Source organism: Paenibacillus sp. MMO-177 (assembly GCF_037147795.1).
Classification (GTDB): Bacteria; Bacillota; Bacilli; order Paenibacillales; family Paenibacillaceae; genus Pristimantibacillus.
On record NZ_JBBCUR010000009.1, the window covers coordinates 95,472 to 112,371 of the forward strand.

The 16,900-nt window shown below is 51.9% G+C and carries 16 protein-coding genes; 10 read left to right on the top strand and 6 right to left on the bottom strand.

From position 1 onward, the window contains the following. Nucleotides 1-111 precede the first annotated feature (111 nt). The gene (locus WFK81_RS24060) at nucleotides 112-990 is read right to left on the bottom strand and encodes a hypothetical protein (RefSeq protein ID WP_336789135.1); all 879 of its coding nucleotides are present in this window, start codon (nucleotides 988-990) and stop codon (nucleotides 112-114) included. A 415-nt stretch (nucleotides 991-1,405) separates the two neighbouring features. Here WFK81_RS24060 and WFK81_RS24065 point away from each other — a divergent pair, with 415 nt between their 5' ends. The 7 genes from WFK81_RS24065 (at nucleotide 1,406) to WFK81_RS24095 (ending at nucleotide 8,158) form a co-directional block, all read left to right on the top strand. Beyond that, nucleotides 1,406-3,022, top strand: coding sequence for an ABC transporter substrate-binding protein (locus tag WFK81_RS24065; protein ID WP_336789136.1), 1,617 nt, complete (start codon nucleotides 1,406-1,408; stop codon nucleotides 3,020-3,022). Between the two features lie 224 nt (nucleotides 3,023-3,246). Next, on the top strand, nucleotides 3,247-4,197 hold the full coding sequence (locus tag WFK81_RS24070) for an ABC transporter permease (protein WP_336789138.1): 951 nt from the start codon (nucleotides 3,247-3,249) through the stop codon (nucleotides 4,195-4,197). 4 nt (nucleotides 4,198-4,201) lie between these two features. Next, a complete protein-coding gene (locus WFK81_RS24075) occupies nucleotides 4,202-5,047 on the top strand; it encodes an ABC transporter permease (RefSeq protein ID WP_336789140.1) in 846 nt (281 codons plus the stop codon). Between the two features lie 58 nt (nucleotides 5,048-5,105). Next, nucleotides 5,106-6,137, top strand: coding sequence for an ABC transporter ATP-binding protein (locus WFK81_RS24080; protein WP_336789142.1), 1,032 nt, complete (start codon nucleotides 5,106-5,108; stop codon nucleotides 6,135-6,137). Further along, the gene (locus tag WFK81_RS24085; protein WP_336789144.1) at nucleotides 6,124-7,029 is read left to right on the top strand and encodes an ABC transporter ATP-binding protein; all 906 of its coding nucleotides are present in this window, start codon (nucleotides 6,124-6,126) and stop codon (nucleotides 7,027-7,029) included. Before WFK81_RS24080 ends, WFK81_RS24085 begins: the two co-directional genes overlap by 14 nt. A gap of 40 nt (nucleotides 7,030-7,069) precedes the next feature. After that, nucleotides 7,070-7,504 (top strand): hypothetical protein, encoded by a 435-nt coding sequence (locus WFK81_RS24090; RefSeq protein ID WP_336789146.1) that lies wholly within the window; start codon nucleotides 7,070-7,072, stop codon nucleotides 7,502-7,504. 414 nt (nucleotides 7,505-7,918) lie between these two features. After that, a complete protein-coding gene (locus tag WFK81_RS24095; protein ID WP_442956093.1) occupies nucleotides 7,919-8,158 on the top strand; it encodes a DUF6953 family protein in 240 nt (79 codons plus the stop codon). 61 nt (nucleotides 8,159-8,219) lie between these two features. Here WFK81_RS24095 and WFK81_RS24100 read toward each other — a convergent pair whose 3' ends face one another. Further along, nucleotides 8,220-9,617 carry an MATE family efflux transporter gene (locus WFK81_RS24100; RefSeq protein ID WP_336789147.1) on the bottom strand — a complete coding sequence of 466 codons (1,398 nt, stop codon included), beginning with the start codon at nucleotides 9,615-9,617 and terminating at the stop codon, nucleotides 8,220-8,222. Between the two features lie 118 nt (nucleotides 9,618-9,735). Beyond that, nucleotides 9,736-10,191, bottom strand: coding sequence for an HPP family protein (locus tag WFK81_RS24105; protein ID WP_336789149.1), 456 nt, complete (start codon nucleotides 10,189-10,191; stop codon nucleotides 9,736-9,738). A 201-nt stretch (nucleotides 10,192-10,392) separates the two neighbouring features. Here WFK81_RS24105 and WFK81_RS24110 point away from each other — a divergent pair, with 201 nt between their 5' ends. After that, nucleotides 10,393-10,845, top strand: coding sequence for a DUF4395 domain-containing protein (locus WFK81_RS24110; protein ID WP_336789151.1), 453 nt, complete (start codon nucleotides 10,393-10,395; stop codon nucleotides 10,843-10,845). Between the two features lie 160 nt (nucleotides 10,846-11,005). Here the strand turns inward: WFK81_RS24110 and WFK81_RS24115 are convergent, their stop codons facing one another. Together WFK81_RS24115 and WFK81_RS24120 are read right to left on the bottom strand one after the other, a co-directional pair. Next, nucleotides 11,006-11,659 (bottom strand): FusB/FusC family EF-G-binding protein, encoded by a 654-nt coding sequence (locus tag WFK81_RS24115; RefSeq protein WP_336789153.1) that lies wholly within the window; start codon nucleotides 11,657-11,659, stop codon nucleotides 11,006-11,008. 240 nt (nucleotides 11,660-11,899) lie between these two features. After that, nucleotides 11,900-12,760: a patatin-like phospholipase family protein gene (locus WFK81_RS24120; protein WP_336789155.1), complete on the bottom strand. Its 861-nt coding sequence runs from the start codon at nucleotides 12,758-12,760 to the stop codon at nucleotides 11,900-11,902. 277 nt (nucleotides 12,761-13,037) lie between these two features. On the opposite strand from WFK81_RS24120, the gene WFK81_RS24125 reads away from it, so the two are divergent. Both WFK81_RS24125 and WFK81_RS24130 read left to right on the top strand, forming a co-directional pair. After that, nucleotides 13,038-13,958 (top strand): aldo/keto reductase, encoded by a 921-nt coding sequence (locus WFK81_RS24125; protein WP_336789157.1) that lies wholly within the window; start codon nucleotides 13,038-13,040, stop codon nucleotides 13,956-13,958. A 137-nt stretch (nucleotides 13,959-14,095) separates the two neighbouring features. Further along, the gene (locus tag WFK81_RS24130; protein ID WP_336789159.1) at nucleotides 14,096-15,001 is read left to right on the top strand and encodes an AraC family transcriptional regulator; all 906 of its coding nucleotides are present in this window, start codon (nucleotides 14,096-14,098) and stop codon (nucleotides 14,999-15,001) included. 58 nt (nucleotides 15,002-15,059) lie between these two features. On the opposite strand, the gene WFK81_RS24135 is transcribed toward WFK81_RS24130, so the two are convergent. After that, nucleotides 15,060-16,895, bottom strand: a complete 1,836-nt coding sequence (locus tag WFK81_RS24135) for an S-layer homology domain-containing protein (protein WP_336789160.1) — start codon at nucleotides 16,893-16,895, stop codon at nucleotides 15,060-15,062. Nucleotides 16,896-16,900 lie beyond the last annotated feature (5 nt).

A 16,900-nucleotide genomic window follows, 5' to 3' on the forward strand; every position in this document is an offset into this window, starting at 1 on the left:
TCATTATACCTTAGCTTGGGCGTATTCTACACGGAAATGAATACGATTGCAAATGAAAAACAGCCCCCGAAGAGCGCGAAGCTCCCCGGAAGCTGTTCATTACCTATTACCCTATTGCGCTACTATCGAACCCATCGAGGCAAACGCCAGCGGTCCGAAGCCTTCACTCGGCTCGCCTACCGGCATATTTACTTTAAACAGGAAGCTTGCGCCGCCCACCGTTTTCACGATAACTTCCTTCGTCAGCTTATCGCTGCGGCCAACGACCATCAGGTCGACGCCACCGATCATCGAATTGACATCCTTCGGATCCATCGTCTGTACATCGCCTACGGCTTTGAGTTCTTTTTCCGCATCCGCCTTCACATCGTCCAGCTTGAACCCTTCCGGAAGCTTGCTGATCTCTACATTGTAGTTGTTGTCCACGTTCATGATCAGCTTGCCCGCCGCCTTATCGAATTTGAACTGCTCGAAGATGTAGAGTGCATAGCCGTCGCCCTTCGCAAGCGTGCCGGTACGCGTCTCTTCATTGCCTTCCAGCTGGAACTTGAAATCCTTCGTTGCAGGAAGCTCTTGTGCCGGCAGGACCTCAGCCGACTTCTCGATCTTGGTGATTGTGAGCAGCTTCGCCGTTGCATCGCCCTCGATAGCTGCTTCCGTGTATTCGAAGCTAACGTTATCGCCTTCTTTAAGGGCAGCTACCGCACTGTCCGTTCCTTCTCCCAGCTGGTAGGCAGCGGCTTCACCGTCCACCGTGATCTCAACCGTGTGAGAGTCGGCCAAGCCGACAAATACGCCTTTTCCTTGTTTGGCTGCAACCTCGGGTGAAGCAGATTCCGACGGAGCAGGAGACGCCGATACCGTTGGACTAGGCGACGAGTTCGCATTCGTGTTTGAATTATTGTTGCTGCAGGCCGACAATAGGCAAGCCGCCAGTACCGTACTGCTTAGCAGGATGGTCCATTTCGTCGTGATGTTTTTGTTCTTCATACTTATACCTCCTAAAAGGAATTGCTCTTTTTGAGTGGCTAGTTCATGTACTTGCAGCATTTCTGCATTCGCAAGCATTGCTCGCTATTACAAACGTTGCTTCTGCGGTAAAGGTTACATTAAATTTATGAATAACATCACCAAGCATTAGGGAAACCTTGTCATATCCAGGAATAAAAGGGGCTTCCTTGCATCGACAGTTCTCGTTTTTTGGAGCATAATGAGAGAAATATAATAAATCCTTTATTGAAGCTTATTCACGATGAGCCACCGCTCTTAATGGAAGGATTTATTCCCAAACAAAATTTTTGATTTTGAAAATTTCAGTTGTGGAAATTTAAAGATTGTAATTCCGAGTAATCCGATGTATTATATAATACATTAGAACACCACAGACAAACTGGAGGATGGAATCATGCGCAAAAGCATTCCCGCTTTACTTACCCTCATTATTCTAGCAGTAATGATTAGTGCTTGCAGCGGCAACAACAATGGCGGCAACAAGGCAGGCAACAATTCCGAAGCATCGCCTTCGAACACGGCAGCGGCCGAACAAGCGAAGGACGGCGGCAACCTGATCCTTGGTGTACAAGCCGACCCTGTTGTTCTTAACCCGATCTACGCTGGCGACCGTGTCAGCCTGACAATCGACCAAGCTCTCTACGCACCGCTGTTCCAAGTGAACAACGGCAAGAAAACCTTCTACCTGGCGGACAGCCTTGAGCCTTCGGCTGACAACCTGACTTATACCCTGAAGCTGAAAAGCGGCCTGACTTGGCATGACGGTCAGCCTCTGACAGCTGACGACGTTGTCTTCACGTTCGATACGATTCTCGACGAGAAACAAAACAGCTTCTTCCGCGAGAACCTGATCATTAACGGCAAGCCGATCAAAGCGGTTAAGGTTGACGACACAACGGTTGAATTCCAACTGCCGCAAGTAAACCCGGCGTTCGAAGCAACTCTCGTGCAATTGACTCCTATTCCTAAGCATATTTTCGAAGGCGAAGCGAATATCGAGAAAAGCACGAAGAACAACGCACCGGTTGGTTCCGGCGCATTCAAGTTCAAAGAGTACAAAACTGGCGAGTACGTAACGCTAGAGCGTTTCGATAACTACTTCGGCGGCAAGCCGCATCTGGACTCGATTACTTACCGTATCGCGAAGGATTCCAATGCAGCTAACCTGGCTCTGCAAAACGGCGAAATCAACGTAAAATACCTGGATCCGCAAGACGTATCCACCATCGAAAGCACGGGCAACTTCGATATTCAAGCATACTCCGAAGGCCGTCTGGCTTACCTGCTCTTCAATGAAGACAGCGACACTGGCGCCCTGAAGAAAAAAGAAGTTCGCCAAGCGATCTCTTACGCTCTTAACCGCGATGAGCTGATCCAAACGGTATACGGCTCGAGCGAATACGCAGATCCTGCCAAATCCTTCGTAACACCGGATGGCCTGTTCCAAACAAACGACGTTCCTTCGTTTGACAACGATGTAAATAAAGCAAAAGAACTGCTGGCTTCCGCCGGCGAAAGCAACTTGAAGCTCCGCTTCATCGTATCGAGCGGCAATAAAGCGCAGGAAGCTGCTGCCCTGTACATTCAGCAAAAGCTGAAGGCTGTCGGCATCACGGTTGAACTGCAAAGCATGGACGCTTCCGCTTACGGCCAGAAGTTCACTGACCTGAAATCGAAAGACTACGAGCTGTCCTATGCAGGCTACATCATGGGCTATGATCCGGACGCTTACCGCATTCTTTACACAACAGGTTCGAACTCCAACTATGCCCGCTACTCCAACCCTGAAGTAGACAAGCTGTTCGAACAAGGCGCTGGCGAAGCAGACGCAACAAAACGCGGCGAAGCTTACCAGCAGCTGCAAAAAATCATCGCGGACGACGCGGTTATCTACCCTGTCGGCTACACGAAAACAATCGTTGCGATCGACAAACGTTTCGGCGGCCTGAATGAAGCTGTTCTGAAACCGGTCGTAATCTTCGAAGATCCGTCCAAGTTGTACATGAAATGAGAAAACCTCAATCGAGGTCATTCGAAGATGGGCGACCGCGTTTAGAGGTAGGTTTTATCGCCAAATAGAATTTTACAAATTCTATTGTGGTAATCCTGAATTAAATATGGATATAGGCAAAAATAGCTGGGGCTACCCCAATGTCATTAAATGAAGCTCTACATTAATGACATTGGGGGTAACCCAGTTTATTTTTTGCCGTAAACAGCATAGGAGACAATCGCATGAGACAACTCATCGCTAGACGTTTACTGCAGACGATTCCGCTCTTGCTCTTCGTCTCGATCGCCTGCTTTGCCCTAATCAAGCTGGCTCCTGGAGACCCCGTCTTATCCTTCGTGACGCCAAATATGCATCCCGAGGATATCGAACGCATCCGTCATAATCTCGGGCTCGACAAGCCTGCTTATATTCAATATTTACTGTGGCTCAAAGAGCTGTTTCAAGGCAATCTGGGCTATTCGCTCGTGAATCACCAGCCGGTTATGGACCAGATCCTGGACCGTCTGCCTGCAACCGCGGGACTGATGGGCTGCGCGATTGTGCTGGCCGTTATTATCGCCATCCCGCTCGGCCTTACCGCCGGTGCGAACCGTGACCGCTGGCAGGACCGGATCATTAATCTGATCTCCTACGTCGGCATTTCGGTACCGCTGTTCTACTTGGCTATTTTACTTATCTATTTATTCGCAATTGAGCTGCACTGGCTTCCGATTATGGGCATGCGGACGATTGGCGTCCATTCCGCTTGGGATGTCGTCAAGCATGGCATTCTGCCATGCTTCGTTCTGGCCTTTGGCTTCCTGTCTGTCTATGTGCGGTACATCCGTTCCAGCACGATCGGCCAGCTTAAGGAAGATTATGTTCAGATTCAATACGCCTTTGGCGCTTCGCGCCGGCAAGTCCTGTTCCGGCACGTCATGAAGCATGTTCTGCTGCCGGTTATTACGCTGCTCGGCATGTCCATGGCGGATCTGGTTACCGGCGCGATTGTAACGGAAACCGTCTTTTCCTGGCCGGGCATCGGCTCGCTTGGCATGACGGCCGTCAAAGGGATGGATTATCCCGTTATTATGGGCATTACGCTGTTCTCCGCCTTGTTCCTGATCATCGGCAACTTGCTTGCGGATATTTTATACGGATTCGCCGATCCGAGAATCAAATCAACGAGGTGAGCTCATGAATCGGACCAAATGGCGAAATGCGGGCCTCGAGCTCGCACGCAGCAAAATGGGGATCGTCGCAATCGCGATTCTCGTTATTTTTATATTAGGAGCGATCTTTGCTTTTCTCTCCCCTAAAGATCCCAACGCTCTGGATGCCTTGCAGCGCCTGAAGTCGCCTAGCTCCGAGCACTGGTTCGGAACGGACGACTACGGCCGCGATTACTTCGCCCGGGCTTTGTACGGAGGACGCGTATCGCTGATGGTCGGCTTCTCCGCGATGATTCTGGCAACTACCATCGGCACGGTCGTTGGCGTTGTCAGCGGCTACTTCGGCGGCTGGATCGATAACGTGCTGATGCGTTTGCTGGAAGTGATTTTGTCGATTCCGACCTTCCTGGTTATGCTCCTGCTCAGCGTATTCCTGAAGCCGAACCTGACCAGTATCGTTCTCATTATCGGGCTTCTGATGTGGATGAACATGTCCCGTATCATACGGGCTGAGACGATGACAATTCTCGAGCGCGAGTACGTGCTGTATGCGAAAGCCTCCGGTCAGAATCACTTGGGCATTATTTTCCGTCATATCTTCCCGAGCCTTGTTCCGGTCATTATCGTTGCCGCAACGAACAACGTGGCTTCCGCGATTATGATGGAATCGTCCCTCAGCTTCCTCGGATTTGGGGTACAAGCTCCAAACGCGACATGGGGAAGCATGCTGAACAATGCGCAGGGCTATATCGCGCAAGCGCCTTACCTTGCATTGTTCCCGGGTTTATTTATTCTGCTGACGGTGCTCAGCTTCAATATTCTAGGCGATATATTGCGCGTTGGCTTCGAACCGAAGCTTGGCAAGCGGTAATCAGGGGCTATCCCCTTCCTACCCTTGCCCGCGCCTTTCCGAAAGGAGTGAACGTTAGATGGCAGACAGGCTGCTAACCGTCAATAACCTACAAGTGTCATTCCATACCCGCAGCGGAGAAAATAAAGCGGTTCGCGGCGTCAGCCTTCATATCGATCAAGGCGAGACGATCGGCATCGTTGGCGAATCCGGCAGCGGCAAGAGCGTTACCGCAAAAGCCATTATGGCGATGATTCCGCCTCCGGGCGAGATTATCAGCGGCGACATTACCTTTGCCGGAGAGAAGCTGAACGGCTTATCCGAGCGCAAATGGCGCCAGATTAGAGGCAACCGGATCGCCATGGTGTTCCAGGATCCGATGACTTCGCTCAATCCGGTCAAGAAGATTGGCGATCAGATGACGGAGGTTATCCGCCGACATCGCGGACTTAGCAAGGAAGCTGCGCTGAAAGAAGCGATTGAGATGCTTCGCCAGGTCGGGATTACCGAGCCGGAGCGCCGCGTCCAGCAGTACCCGCATGAATTCAGCGGCGGCATGCGCCAACGCGTTATGATCGCAATGGCTTTATCCTGCCAGCCGGAGCTCTTAATCGCCGATGAGCCTACAACGGCTCTCGACGTAACCATTCAGGCGCAGATTCTTGATCTGCTGAAGGAATTGAAAGATAAGACCAGCGCTTCTATCGCATTAATCACCCATGACCTTGGCGTGGTCGCGCAGGTATGCAGCCGCGTTATCGTGATGTACGGCGGCATGTTGATGGAAGAAGGAACGGTAGAAGATATTTTCTATAACTCGAAGCATCCGTATACGCAGGGACTGCTGCGTTCGGTACCGCAGCGGCAAGGCGGCACGCATGAGCGTCTGGTGCCGATTGAAGGCTCTCCGCCGGATCTGCTCGATCCGCCTCCGGGCTGTCCGTTTATGGAACGCTGCCCGCATGCCATGCCGAAATGCGCGGAGCTTCCGCCGCATTTTCAGATCGGCGAAGGCCATCGCGCCCTCTGCTGGCTGAACGATGCCGAGGTTCAGGCTGAATTAGCGCGCCATCCGGAAATCGAAGGGAGCGCTGCCCATGTCAGAGGATAAAAAAGTGCTGGTAGATGTCCAGCAGCTGAAGAAGCATTTCGTGAAGAGCCGCGATGCCTGGGGCCGTACCTCGGAGGTTCTGAAAGCCGTTGACGGCGTGAGCTTCCAGATCAACAAGGGCGAGACGTTTGGCCTTGTTGGCGAATCCGGCAGCGGTAAATCCACCGTTGGCCGCTCTATTCTGCGGCTGTACGATTATACGGACGGGACGGTCAAGTTCGACGGCCAAGATATTTCGAAGCTTGGCGAGAAGCAGCTGAAGCCTTTCCGCCGGCGGATCCAATCGATTTTCCAGGATCCATACTCGTCTCTTAATCCCGGCATGAGCGTGCTGGACTTGATCGGCGAACCCATGAATATTCACGGTCTGTACAAGGATGCGGAAGAGCGCAAGGAAGTTATTGCTTCCCTGCTCGAGAGGGTTGGTCTCAAGCGCGAGCATCTGTACCGCTACCCGCATGAGTTCAGCGGCGGCCAGCGCCAGCGGATCTCTATTGCGCGCGCATTGTCGGTACGCCCGGACTTCGTGGTCTGCGATGAGCCGATCTCGGCGCTCGACGTGTCCGTGCAGGCTCAAGTTGTTAACATGCTTGAAGATTTGCAGGCCGAATTCGGCCTGACCTATTTGTTTATTGCCCATGACCTGTCCATGGTACGGCATATTTCCGACCGGATTGGCGTGATGTATCACGGGCGGCTCGTAGAGATTGCGGACAGCGATGAGCTCTACGACAATCCTCTTCACCCTTATACGAAGGCGCTGCTGTCCGCGATTCCTATACCGGACCCGCGCGCAGCGGTTGAACGGGTCCTCTACACGCCGGATGCCGAGGCCGAAGAAGCTGCGGTGCTGCGAGAAGTAAGCCCGGGGCATTGGGTTGCTTTGCCGTAAAGATATTTAATAGAGCTAAGTTAAGGGAGGCTGAAACCAAATGACGAATATCGTAAAGCTGTCGCAATGGGATGCATTGCTTGTGGAGTCCCTCCGCAAGGGACATGGCTGGTCGGATGACGAGATTATTGCCAAAGTGAAGGCGGGAGTTGATCTCCCGGCCGATGATAGCATTTTCCAATTCAACTATAGCGATCTTGCAGCTTTTGCTGAGAAGGAGCCGGAGACGTTTGAAGCGGCTGTTCGCAGCGGCTACCAGATCAAATACAATACCGTACGCGGCATCCGCAGCTGGATTTGGGTCGCCTTCGGCGACGAGCCACAGCTTGAGCTTGAAGCTGGGCAAGAAGCGGTTACCGCGCAGCTTACGCCTGAACAGCTGGAGCGCGTGAAGACGGCACTGTCCTTCGGCTGGTCCATCGAGCCGGTCGAAGGCGCGGCAGACTCTTACCGGATCGAGCCGATCCAGCGATAAGATTTAGGTGATTAAACTTTAAGCCGCTTCCCCTTTCGGGAAGGCGGTTTTTCTTATGCCAATGACTTCTAAATACTCGCAGTCCGTTTATTGCCTATACACTAACTTTGTTCACTCACTTTACCGTCCGCCAACGTTGCACCTTCCATTTACCCACCTGCTGCCCGCGAGGAAGTAACTATGAGGCTGCCTCACTAATTAGTGAGGCATTCCGCGCTTCATACGTGCCTCGGGCGGGCATTTTTGTGCAGCAGTGAGGGTAGCCTCATAGTTGGTCGGGAACAACGTGCGAATTAGATTGAGATACTCACTATTTCGATCTTTGAGCGGCATCAAGCATTTTGTCATTTGAACAGGCATCCCGCCTACTATGATATAATAACGCCAATCAGGTATTGGAGGTCGCATAAGAACGTGGAAACAACAACCGAGCAGCAAATCGCGGAGTGGATGGTTAATGAGATTAAATTCAGAGGGATGCTTCGCCAAGAAGAAGCGATTGAGCATGTGAAGCAGCATTTTGGCGAGCAGTACATCTTTGTGAACGAGAACGGGAATGCTTCCTTGGAAAAAGAAGTGAAGAAGGCCTTCCGCAAGCTTCATAAGGGACGGATCGCTTGGGACCGGGACGGCTTCTTCTGGGCATGGACTTAGCCCTTCCCTCCCGAATAATAAAAAAGCCTCCAGCACAAGCTGGAGGCTTTTTCTATTTCAGCTAGTCAATCAACCGATGCCGGTACCACTTCTTGCCGCGGAAGCGCCATAGGAAGATGGCTCCCCTTACGCCCCACTCGAGGTTCATCGCCAGCCAGACGCCTAGGATGCCGAAGTCGAATACGATCGCGAGCAGATAACCAAGCACAATCCGGAACAGCCACATCGACAGCAGCGAAACGACCGACGTAAACTTCGAGTCGCCCGCCGCCCGAAGAGCCGACGGCATAATAAAGCTGATGGACCAGAATACAACTTGCATAAGAGCATTAATAATCGTAATGATGAAGATATCGTCCACAATCTCAGCCGGAGGATGGAACAGCCCCACTAGCGGATAGAATAGCGGCAGCATCAGACAAGCCATCACGAACAGGCAAGCCGTGGACAGCCACAGGAAAGATCGGGTGAACTTCCGCGCGTCTTCGATATTCCGCTGGCCCATGCATTGGCCAATGACCGTAATGGCGGTAATCGCCAGCGCATTGGACGGAATCTGCAGCACGTTTGCAAGCGAGCCGCTAATGGCGTTGGTTGCGATAGCGAAGGTACCCAGACCAACGACAAACGTTTGGGTAACGATTTTGCCGCCGTTGAAGAACATCTGCTCCGCCGCAAACGGCAGCCCGACGAACAGGATTTTCCGAAGCATCGAAAAATTGACCGACAGCATATCCCGAAGGCGAAGCCGCAGGTTCGTGTCAATCTTCACGAGATAGACAATGGCCAGAATAGCTGCCGCATACCGCGAAATATTAACGGAGATGGCAAGCCCCAGCACGCCCATGTTCATCAAGTTAATAAAGACGATGTTGAGCAGCACGTACGTCAGGTTCATGACAAGCGACAGCATCAGCGATGCCCTGCTTCTTCCGATCCCGCGAAGCGCCCCGCATACCGCCTCCATCATGGCGATGCCGACATAAGACAAGCCGCTACCGATCAGATATGTCCGACCCTCCTGGAATACCTCCGGCGAAGCCGCTCCAAACAGCAGATTGAGCATCTGGCTATGGAACACCACAACGATCAGGCTGATCGCAAAAGCGACAAGCGTAACCGACGAGACGGAGCTGGCCGCGGACTTCGATACCATCTGATGATTGCCGCTGCCTTTGTATTGCGCAACAACAACCGTCCCCCCTGTCGATACGGCGATAAAGACGCTGATCAGGAAGATGTTCAGCGAGTCGACCATGTTGACGGCACTAACCGCATCTACGCCGGACGAGCTGACCATTGCCGTATTCACCAGGTTGAGGCCAACGATAAACGCCTGGTCAATCAAAATCGGAATAAACAAGGCAATAATTTGCCGGTAATCAATCGACACTCCCGTGAAGTGCTTTTCCAGGAAAGCCTCATGCTTCCCTCTCAGTCTGGGTCGTCCTATACCCATATCATCATCTCATTCTTCTCGTTGAATTGGCGAACCTTAAACTACCTACTAAGCTACTACTATCGCCATGATTTGTCCATGACGGATTTCCAAATGACCACAAAAAAATCCACTTGCCTTAAGCGGCCGTGGATTCGGAGGATTCGTACGTCTGCGCTCTTCTGCTCTCAAGCTTCCGGGCGATGTAAAGCACCAGCATAAGACCAAGCAGCGCCACGCCTACGGAGAGCGGTATCGCCCAATGATGGGTGGAGTGCGAGAAGAACGGGATCAGCGCCACAGCCACAATCGGCGGGGCATTCCATTTGAATTTATTGATTAGCCAGATGGTAATAATGACGTTAACAAACAGCGAGATCGGACTTGGATAAATGTAGTACAATACCGTCCCGATGACAGAGGATACAACCGCGCCAAAGGTGACTTTGCCCACTTCGGATATCGTCGAGGAACGGGATATGAACAGAAAGCTAAACGCGCCAAGCGTTGGGAAAAATAAGGTGTCCAGGAAAGAAAAATGCAGGGAAAGCCAATAAATAAGCATCACATACAGGCAAATTGCTATGGTTTTCAAGTTCATGAGCTTCTTGTTTTACCTCCAGTCAGCTGCCGTACAAAATTGCGCTCGTTCCATTTTAATGAGTTTTGGAAAGAGCGTCAATCTCAAAATATTCTCAATTTATTTATACTTAAATCCCTACCAGAAAACTAAGAATTATTATATACTGAGGATAGTCGTCACGTAAACCATATCGCGTGAATGGAGGATCTATTAATGTCCCAACCTACCGTTAACCTCAGTTACGAATGTGTGGAGGAAGTGCCCCTGCACCACGTCCGCGGCAATCAGCTTGGCATTCTGTTAAGCGTGATTGCAACGGTCTTGACCCAGCAATGGTGGATTCTAATCCTGCCGCTGGCCGTTCAGCTCGTCAGCCGTACGTACGGTGTCAAATATAATCTGTTTGTCCGCCTGTTCTCGCCTTTGCTCCCGGTAAGCCAGCGGACTGAAGCCCGCGAGCTGCTGCGCTTTAACAATCTGCTCGCGATTCTGTTCCTTGTTGTCACCCTTGCCGCGCATTATCTCGGGCTGACGGTTCTGTCTTACATCGCTCTTGGCATGCTGACCGCTGCCGTTGTAGCCGCCTTAAGCGGCTTCTGCCTCGGCTGCTTCATGTACTTCCAATACAAGCAGTTCCGCTATCGCCAGGCTGCAAAAGCAAAATGAGAAAACCTCTATCGATGCCATTCGAAGATGAGCGACCGCGTTTAGAGGTAGGTTTTATCGCCAAATAGAATTTCAGTTTCCACTATCCTTGAAATTATTAATTCTATTGTGGTGACAAACGAAAAGCCCGCCGTCTCCGGCGGGCTTTCTCTCTATTCGATTAAAGAACGATATCGGAAATGAAGCGCTCCAACACCGTCACATCGGTAATATTATTGTTGCAGCTCTCGCTGTTCACGCACATATAATTGCCGATGGCCTTGTAGTAATCCGGCGAAGCATTAGCCGGTCTCGACTTCGTTACGGCCGAGAACAATGCCACTTCCTCATGCCGGTTGCACAGGAAGCATACGCTCTTCTTCTGCACGGGCGTAAATCTGCCTTCCACCCCTACAAGCCGGCCGTTCAGATGATACGCGAGATACATTTTATTCGTTGCGATATCGGTCCAGCCGAGATAAGTCACGTAACGCAGATCAATTGCCGCGAGATCGGGAACCTTCAGCTTTTTGGCCTTCGGGAACAGCTTCTTCAGCTGCTTCTCCTCTACTGAATCGAACGGCTTCACGTATTCCTCAAGCGACCTCAGGTAACCCTGAAACTCCAGCGGGGTATTTAACGACGCAAAGCTTTCGAGCAGCTTCTGCTCAGCTTCCGTTGCCCCCGGGAATGCTTCCATCACTTTAAAAGGCGTATTTGACCGCACGGACGCGATAACCTTCGGATCGGATACCGTGCTGCAGGCCTTTTGCAGCTCTCCTACTTGCTTCTTAATCAAATTCAGTTGATGGTTTCTAATAAATGGTGTACACATTGCTTTGTCAGCCCCTTATTTTTATTTGATCGACTTACTCTCAAATAAGGTGCAAAGCCCATTATTAGAAACGATAGCCGGGCGACCATCCTTCAAGTACGCCCCATGCAAAGTATCGCCCCTAATTCAGGCTCTGCATGAAGCTGATTCGTAATCCGGCAAATTGATTTGCCATTGTTACCGCCTCCCTTTACCTCTCGATTATAAAATAAACCCGGCTCCGCCCGCAATCCTCTCGGCTTAGCCTTCCATCCATTCCCGCAGCTGCGGCATCATCCGCTTCGCATCCTCGTAGCCCTGCTTGTACAAGGCATCAAGCTTCGCCGGATCCCGCTCCATCCGTCCCACCACAAGCGTCTCATGCGGACGAATCACAAATACCTTGCCGGCCTTCTCCTGCTCGGCGATATAGTCTAGCGTCCCGTTATACCTTTCATGCCTCCCAAGCATGAGCTCCACAAGCTTCGGGTATTTCCGGTAGGCGCGCCTGACGATCCAGCCGAACTTGCCAGCCGATTTCCGGTAGTCCTCGTTCCTCGTCAGAATAAGCAGATTGCGCTTATAGCCGTCGCTTTCAGCCTTCCCGAGCGGAATCGGATCGGAAATGCCGCCGTCCAGCAGCTTCCGCCCGCCATATTCCACAATGGGCGCGATAAAAGGAAGCGAGCTGGACGCCCGGAGCAGCTGCAGCAGGTCGAAGTCCGGTTCGGTCTTCCGGTAATAGACCGTCTCTCCCGTCTCGCAGTCGGTTGTACCAATGACGAACTCCTCCAGGTTCCGCTCGAAAGCCGCATAATCAAACGGCACATGCTTGTTCGGAATCTCGTCGAAGATAAAGTCCATGCCGAAGAGCTGCCGCTTCTTCCAGAGGTTTTTCCAAGAGATATACCGCGGATCGCTTACCCATTCCACATTGACGGTCCGGTTGCGCCCAAGCTGTCTCGACAGATAGCTCGCCCCCATGCAAGCCCCCGCCGACACGCCGATCATATAAGGGAAATACAAGTTATGCTCCGAAAAATACTCCAGCACGCCGGCCGTATACACACCCCGCATGCCGCCGCCTTCCAGTACCAGTCCGATATCATGCGCCGTAGTCATGCTTTCTGCCCCCTGCCAGAGGCTTCGCCTCTATTCGTTACTTTCATTGTAGCGTAAACGCTAAAGAAACTTAACAAACTTTCCTAAGTCCATGCCTTGAAACCAGCCAGCAACTATGTCACAATCGAGAAGGATACGCGGGACAGTGTCCGTATCCCGCAAATTTGCAACCGATTACATAGTTGGCGGCATTCCAATCCGATTCCTGCAACAAGAATCATCACAAGCAGCGTGATTCACGCTTTGTGTAAACATCCATTTTAGGAGGGACTTATTAATGAGAACCATTAAACTCGGAAGCACTGCGCTTGAGGTACCGGTAGTTGCGGTTGGCTGTATGCGTATCAATTCCTTGGATAAAGCCGGGGCAGAGCGTTTTGTCCAAACGGCACTGGAGCAAGGGGCGAACTTCTTCGACCATGCGGACATTTACGGCGCAGGCACCTGCGAGGAAATCTTCGCGGAAGCGATTCATATGAACGACAGCGTTCGTGAAAATATTATTTTGCAGTCCAAATGCGGCATTAAGCCTGGCGTAATGTTCGACTTCTCGAAGGAGCATATCCTTGCTTCGACGGACGCAATCCTGAAGCGCCTCAAAACCGACTACCTCGACATTCTGCTCCTGCACCGTCCGGATGCGCTGGTTGAGCCCGATGAAGTGGCTGAAGCGTTCGACCGTCTGGAAAGCTCCGGCAAAGTACGCCACTTCGGCGTATCGAACCAGAACCCGATGCAAATCGAGCTGCTCAAAAAATCGGTGAAACAGCCGATCGTGGCGAACCAGCTTCAGCTCAGCATCACGAACGCGAACATGATCTCCAATGGCATTAACGTGAACATGGAGAACAGCTCCGCGATCAACCGCGACGGCAGCATCCTGGACTATTGCCGCCTGCACGACATTACGATTCAGCCTTGGTCGCCATTCCAATACGGCTTCTTCGAAGGCGTATTCCTGGATAACGACAAGTTCCCTGAGCTCAACAAAGCGATCGACGCGATTGCCGGCAAATATGACGTGAGCAACACAACGATCGCCATTGCGTGGCTGCTCCGCCATCCTGCCAAAATGCAGCCGGTTATCGGTTCGATGAACATCGAGCGTCTGAAGGACTGCGTAAAAGCAGCCGACATTACGCTTACCCGCGAAGAGTGGTATGAAATTTACCGCGCGGCAGGCAACATTTTGCCATAAGAAACTTTCAAGATCTTGAGCAGCCTCTGGTTTAACGCCGGGGGCTGTTTCTTTTGATATAGCAAGAATCATCAAGATTATGGGTTTCCATTCGTATACAATGAGGTCACCCGGAGAACAAGGAGGCAAACATTCGAGTGAAGCAGGACTATCTGGTGCAGATTCAGCAGACGATTGATTACATTGAAGCGCATATAGGCGAGGAGCTGTCTTTATCGCGGCTGGCGCAGGTTGCGAGGCTCTCGGACTTTCATTTCCACCGAGTCTTTCAATCCATGGCAGGAGAGACCGTAATGGAATATGTGCGTAAACGGCGTCTGGCGATATCCGCTTACCAGATGGCTTATTCGGATGCAAGGCTGATTGATATCGCTCTCGATACCGGGTTTCAGAACCATGAGACCTTCACCCGCGCCTTCAAGCGCATGTTCGAAATGACGCCGGCCGAGTACCGCAAACGGGGGATTAAGCCTCCTGCCTACTCCAGGCTGAATGTGCTGCAGCGCAAGTACAATCCCTATTTAGGAGGAATACGAATGGAATACAAGATCATAACCAAACCTGCCTTCAAGGTCATCGGCTACGAGATCCGTACCCGGGCAAACGGAGACAATCATAAAGAGATCCCGGCCTTCTGGCAGGAGTATATTCGGAAAGAGCTGTACAACAACATCCCGAACCGCGTGCACAAGGAATCTCCGGTCGAGCTTGGCATCTGCTATAACTTCGACATGGGCTCGGACAGCTTCTCATACCTGATTGGCATGGAAGCGGAAACCTTTGAAGGCGTAGAAGGCGAAGGTCTCGTATGCCGCGAGTTCGACGGAGCCGAATATGCCGTGTTCACCACGCCAAAGGTGCCGCGCGAGCAGTTTTCCTCCTCAATTCAGAATACTTGGATGACCGTCTTTGGCGAGTGGTTCCCTCATTCGGGCTACGAACATGCCGGCACGCCAGAGTTCGAGCTGTACGACGAGCGCTGCAACCCCGCACTCTCGGAGATTCAGATGGACATCTATATCCCGATCAAGAAAAAGGCTTAATGCAGCGAAAAAAGCTATCCCCCAGCCAAGAGCAGGGGGATAGCTTTTTCATGTCCGCCTAGGAATTAATAAGTCCGGCTGCAACCAGCACGCGCTTCATCATAACGGCCGATTCCGCGCGGGTAACCGGCTGCTTTGGCAGAAGCTTGCCGTTTGTTCCTTTTACAATGCCTTGCTTCGCTACGGATGCTACCGCCTCAAGAGCCCAACTGTCGATGTTCTTCTTGTCGCTGAACGGGCTGATGAGCCCCGCAGTTTCGCTAGCCGAAGCTTGTACCAGACCAGTCATGGCGGAAGCCCGATTAATCATCACAATCGCTTCTTGCCGGGAGATCGAAGCATTCGGATGGAAGCTTCCGTCCGAATATCCCGTAATAAGACCATACGATACGGCATCCACTACCGAGTCATGGTACCATGCTGTCGCACCCACGTCGCGGAAGGATACTTGGGTATCGTCCTTGGAAGCATGAATGCCTAGAGCCCGCAGCAAAATAGCGGTGAATTCCGCCCGCGTTACGGAGCGGTCCGGCGCAAAAGTGTCTGCTGATACTCCCTGGATAACCATGCGGGATGCCAGATCGTTAATATCTGCCTTGGCCCAATGATTCGTTACATCGGCAAAGGTTTTGGAATGCCATACCACCGCATACGTGCTGTTCGTCAAGCTGTTAATCTGTGCGTAGTAGTGGCCGCCCGACTGCGTGATCAGAGTAGGTACATGCGTAACCGTTCCGTCGCTTGCCATCACAACGCCAGTCGTAATATGGGATGGATCAACGCCATCCGGAATCTCGATTGTGCGATTCACGTAATTCGAGAAGCGGTCTATCGTAACCGACTTGCCTCCGTAGCTTGCCGTAACTTCAAACTGAACCGGCGTAGCGATAAGATCCGCACCGCTGTTAGCGGCCGCCTGCTCCACGCCTTGCTTATCCTTTACAGCCGAAATCGTCACATGGATCTTAATATCCTGCAGCGCCGTTCCCGCACCTAATTGACTTGCAACCAGATCGATATTCATCTGCGAAGCGGACAATGTATAGCTTGCTTGATTCGTCTGGATGACAAGCGCTGCATCCCTATTTTCCATCAGCTTGACCAGCTGTCCGTTCAGCTCGCCAACGACGACTTCGCGGCTGCCTTCCACTGGAAGCGTCAGCGTTTTGATCTGATTCTGTTTCAGCTGCTGGGCAACCTTCTCATTATCCACGCTGATGGTCGTAACAACCCGGCCATTAACGACAACGCTTGACAGCGTAGCCGATTCGCCCTGCTCCTTGCCGTCCACAATCACCTTCACTTTGCCGGTATCGATCGGTAAATTTGGATACACCGTAACCTCGCCTTCCGTTACCGCCACAGGCAAGGAGTGCATGTCCCCGTCCGTAAAGGTCAGGCTGGCAGGATCTTCCTTATCAACCGTCAGCTTCTGCTTGGCGGATTCCGAGCCTGATTTTGCTTTTACTTGTACCGTAAACAGCTGTTTAGCCTCGTTAATCAACCGATCGCCGCCGGTTGTATCAACCCAGATCACGCGCAGCCAACCGTTATCCTGATCCGTATTGGACACGAAGCAGCCTTCCTGTGATGCGCTGCATGTCTCGGTATTCGTGTCACCGTATTTTGGCTTAACGCTAATGATTTCGAGGGCCTTTGGGTCAAAATTCAGCTGGACATTATACGAGCCAATCCCTCTTTCCGGCTGCTTGATCGATACCGGAACATCCACTGTCCCGCCGGTATTAACCGACACGTCGCCAATCGTCAGCTGGACAGGCACGCCTGCCGAAGCCTGCGCGCGGGCGCTGTCAAAGGACAATCCGCCCAGCAGCAGGGTAACAGCCAGCAAAGCCGTCAGTAAAGGGTTAAACATCTTCCGCTGTAAGGTCATGTTGA

Bases quoted from the DNA above. Each gene is read 5' to 3' on its own strand.
- WFK81_RS24060 (WP_336789135.1), bottom strand. From the start codon at position 990: ATGAAGAACAAAAACATCACGACGAAATGGACCATCCTGCTAAGCAGT.
- WFK81_RS24065 (WP_336789136.1), top strand. From the start codon at position 1,406: ATGCGCAAAAGCATTCCCGCTTTACTTACCCTCATTATTCTAGCAGTA.
- WFK81_RS24070 (WP_336789138.1), top strand. From the start codon at position 3,247: ATGAGACAACTCATCGCTAGACGTTTACTGCAGACGATTCCGCTCTTG.
- WFK81_RS24075 (WP_336789140.1), top strand. From the start codon at position 4,202: ATGAATCGGACCAAATGGCGAAATGCGGGCCTCGAGCTCGCACGCAGC.
- WFK81_RS24080 (WP_336789142.1), top strand. From the start codon at position 5,106: ATGGCAGACAGGCTGCTAACCGTCAATAACCTACAAGTGTCATTCCAT.
- WFK81_RS24085 (WP_336789144.1), top strand. From the start codon at position 6,124: ATGTCAGAGGATAAAAAAGTGCTGGTAGATGTCCAGCAGCTGAAGAAG.
- WFK81_RS24090 (WP_336789146.1), top strand. From the start codon at position 7,070: ATGACGAATATCGTAAAGCTGTCGCAATGGGATGCATTGCTTGTGGAG.
- WFK81_RS24100 (WP_336789147.1), bottom strand. From the start codon at position 9,617: ATGGGTATAGGACGACCCAGACTGAGAGGGAAGCATGAGGCTTTCCTG.
- WFK81_RS24110 (WP_336789151.1), top strand. From the start codon at position 10,393: ATGTCCCAACCTACCGTTAACCTCAGTTACGAATGTGTGGAGGAAGTG.
- WFK81_RS24115 (WP_336789153.1), bottom strand. From the start codon at position 11,659: ATGTGTACACCATTTATTAGAAACCATCAACTGAATTTGATTAAGAAG.
- WFK81_RS24120 (WP_336789155.1), bottom strand. From the start codon at position 12,760: ATGACTACGGCGCATGATATCGGACTGGTACTGGAAGGCGGCGGCATG.
- WFK81_RS24125 (WP_336789157.1), top strand. From the start codon at position 13,038: ATGAGAACCATTAAACTCGGAAGCACTGCGCTTGAGGTACCGGTAGTT.
- WFK81_RS24135 (WP_336789160.1), bottom strand. From the start codon at position 16,895: ATGACCTTACAGCGGAAGATGTTTAACCCTTTACTGACGGCTTTGCTG.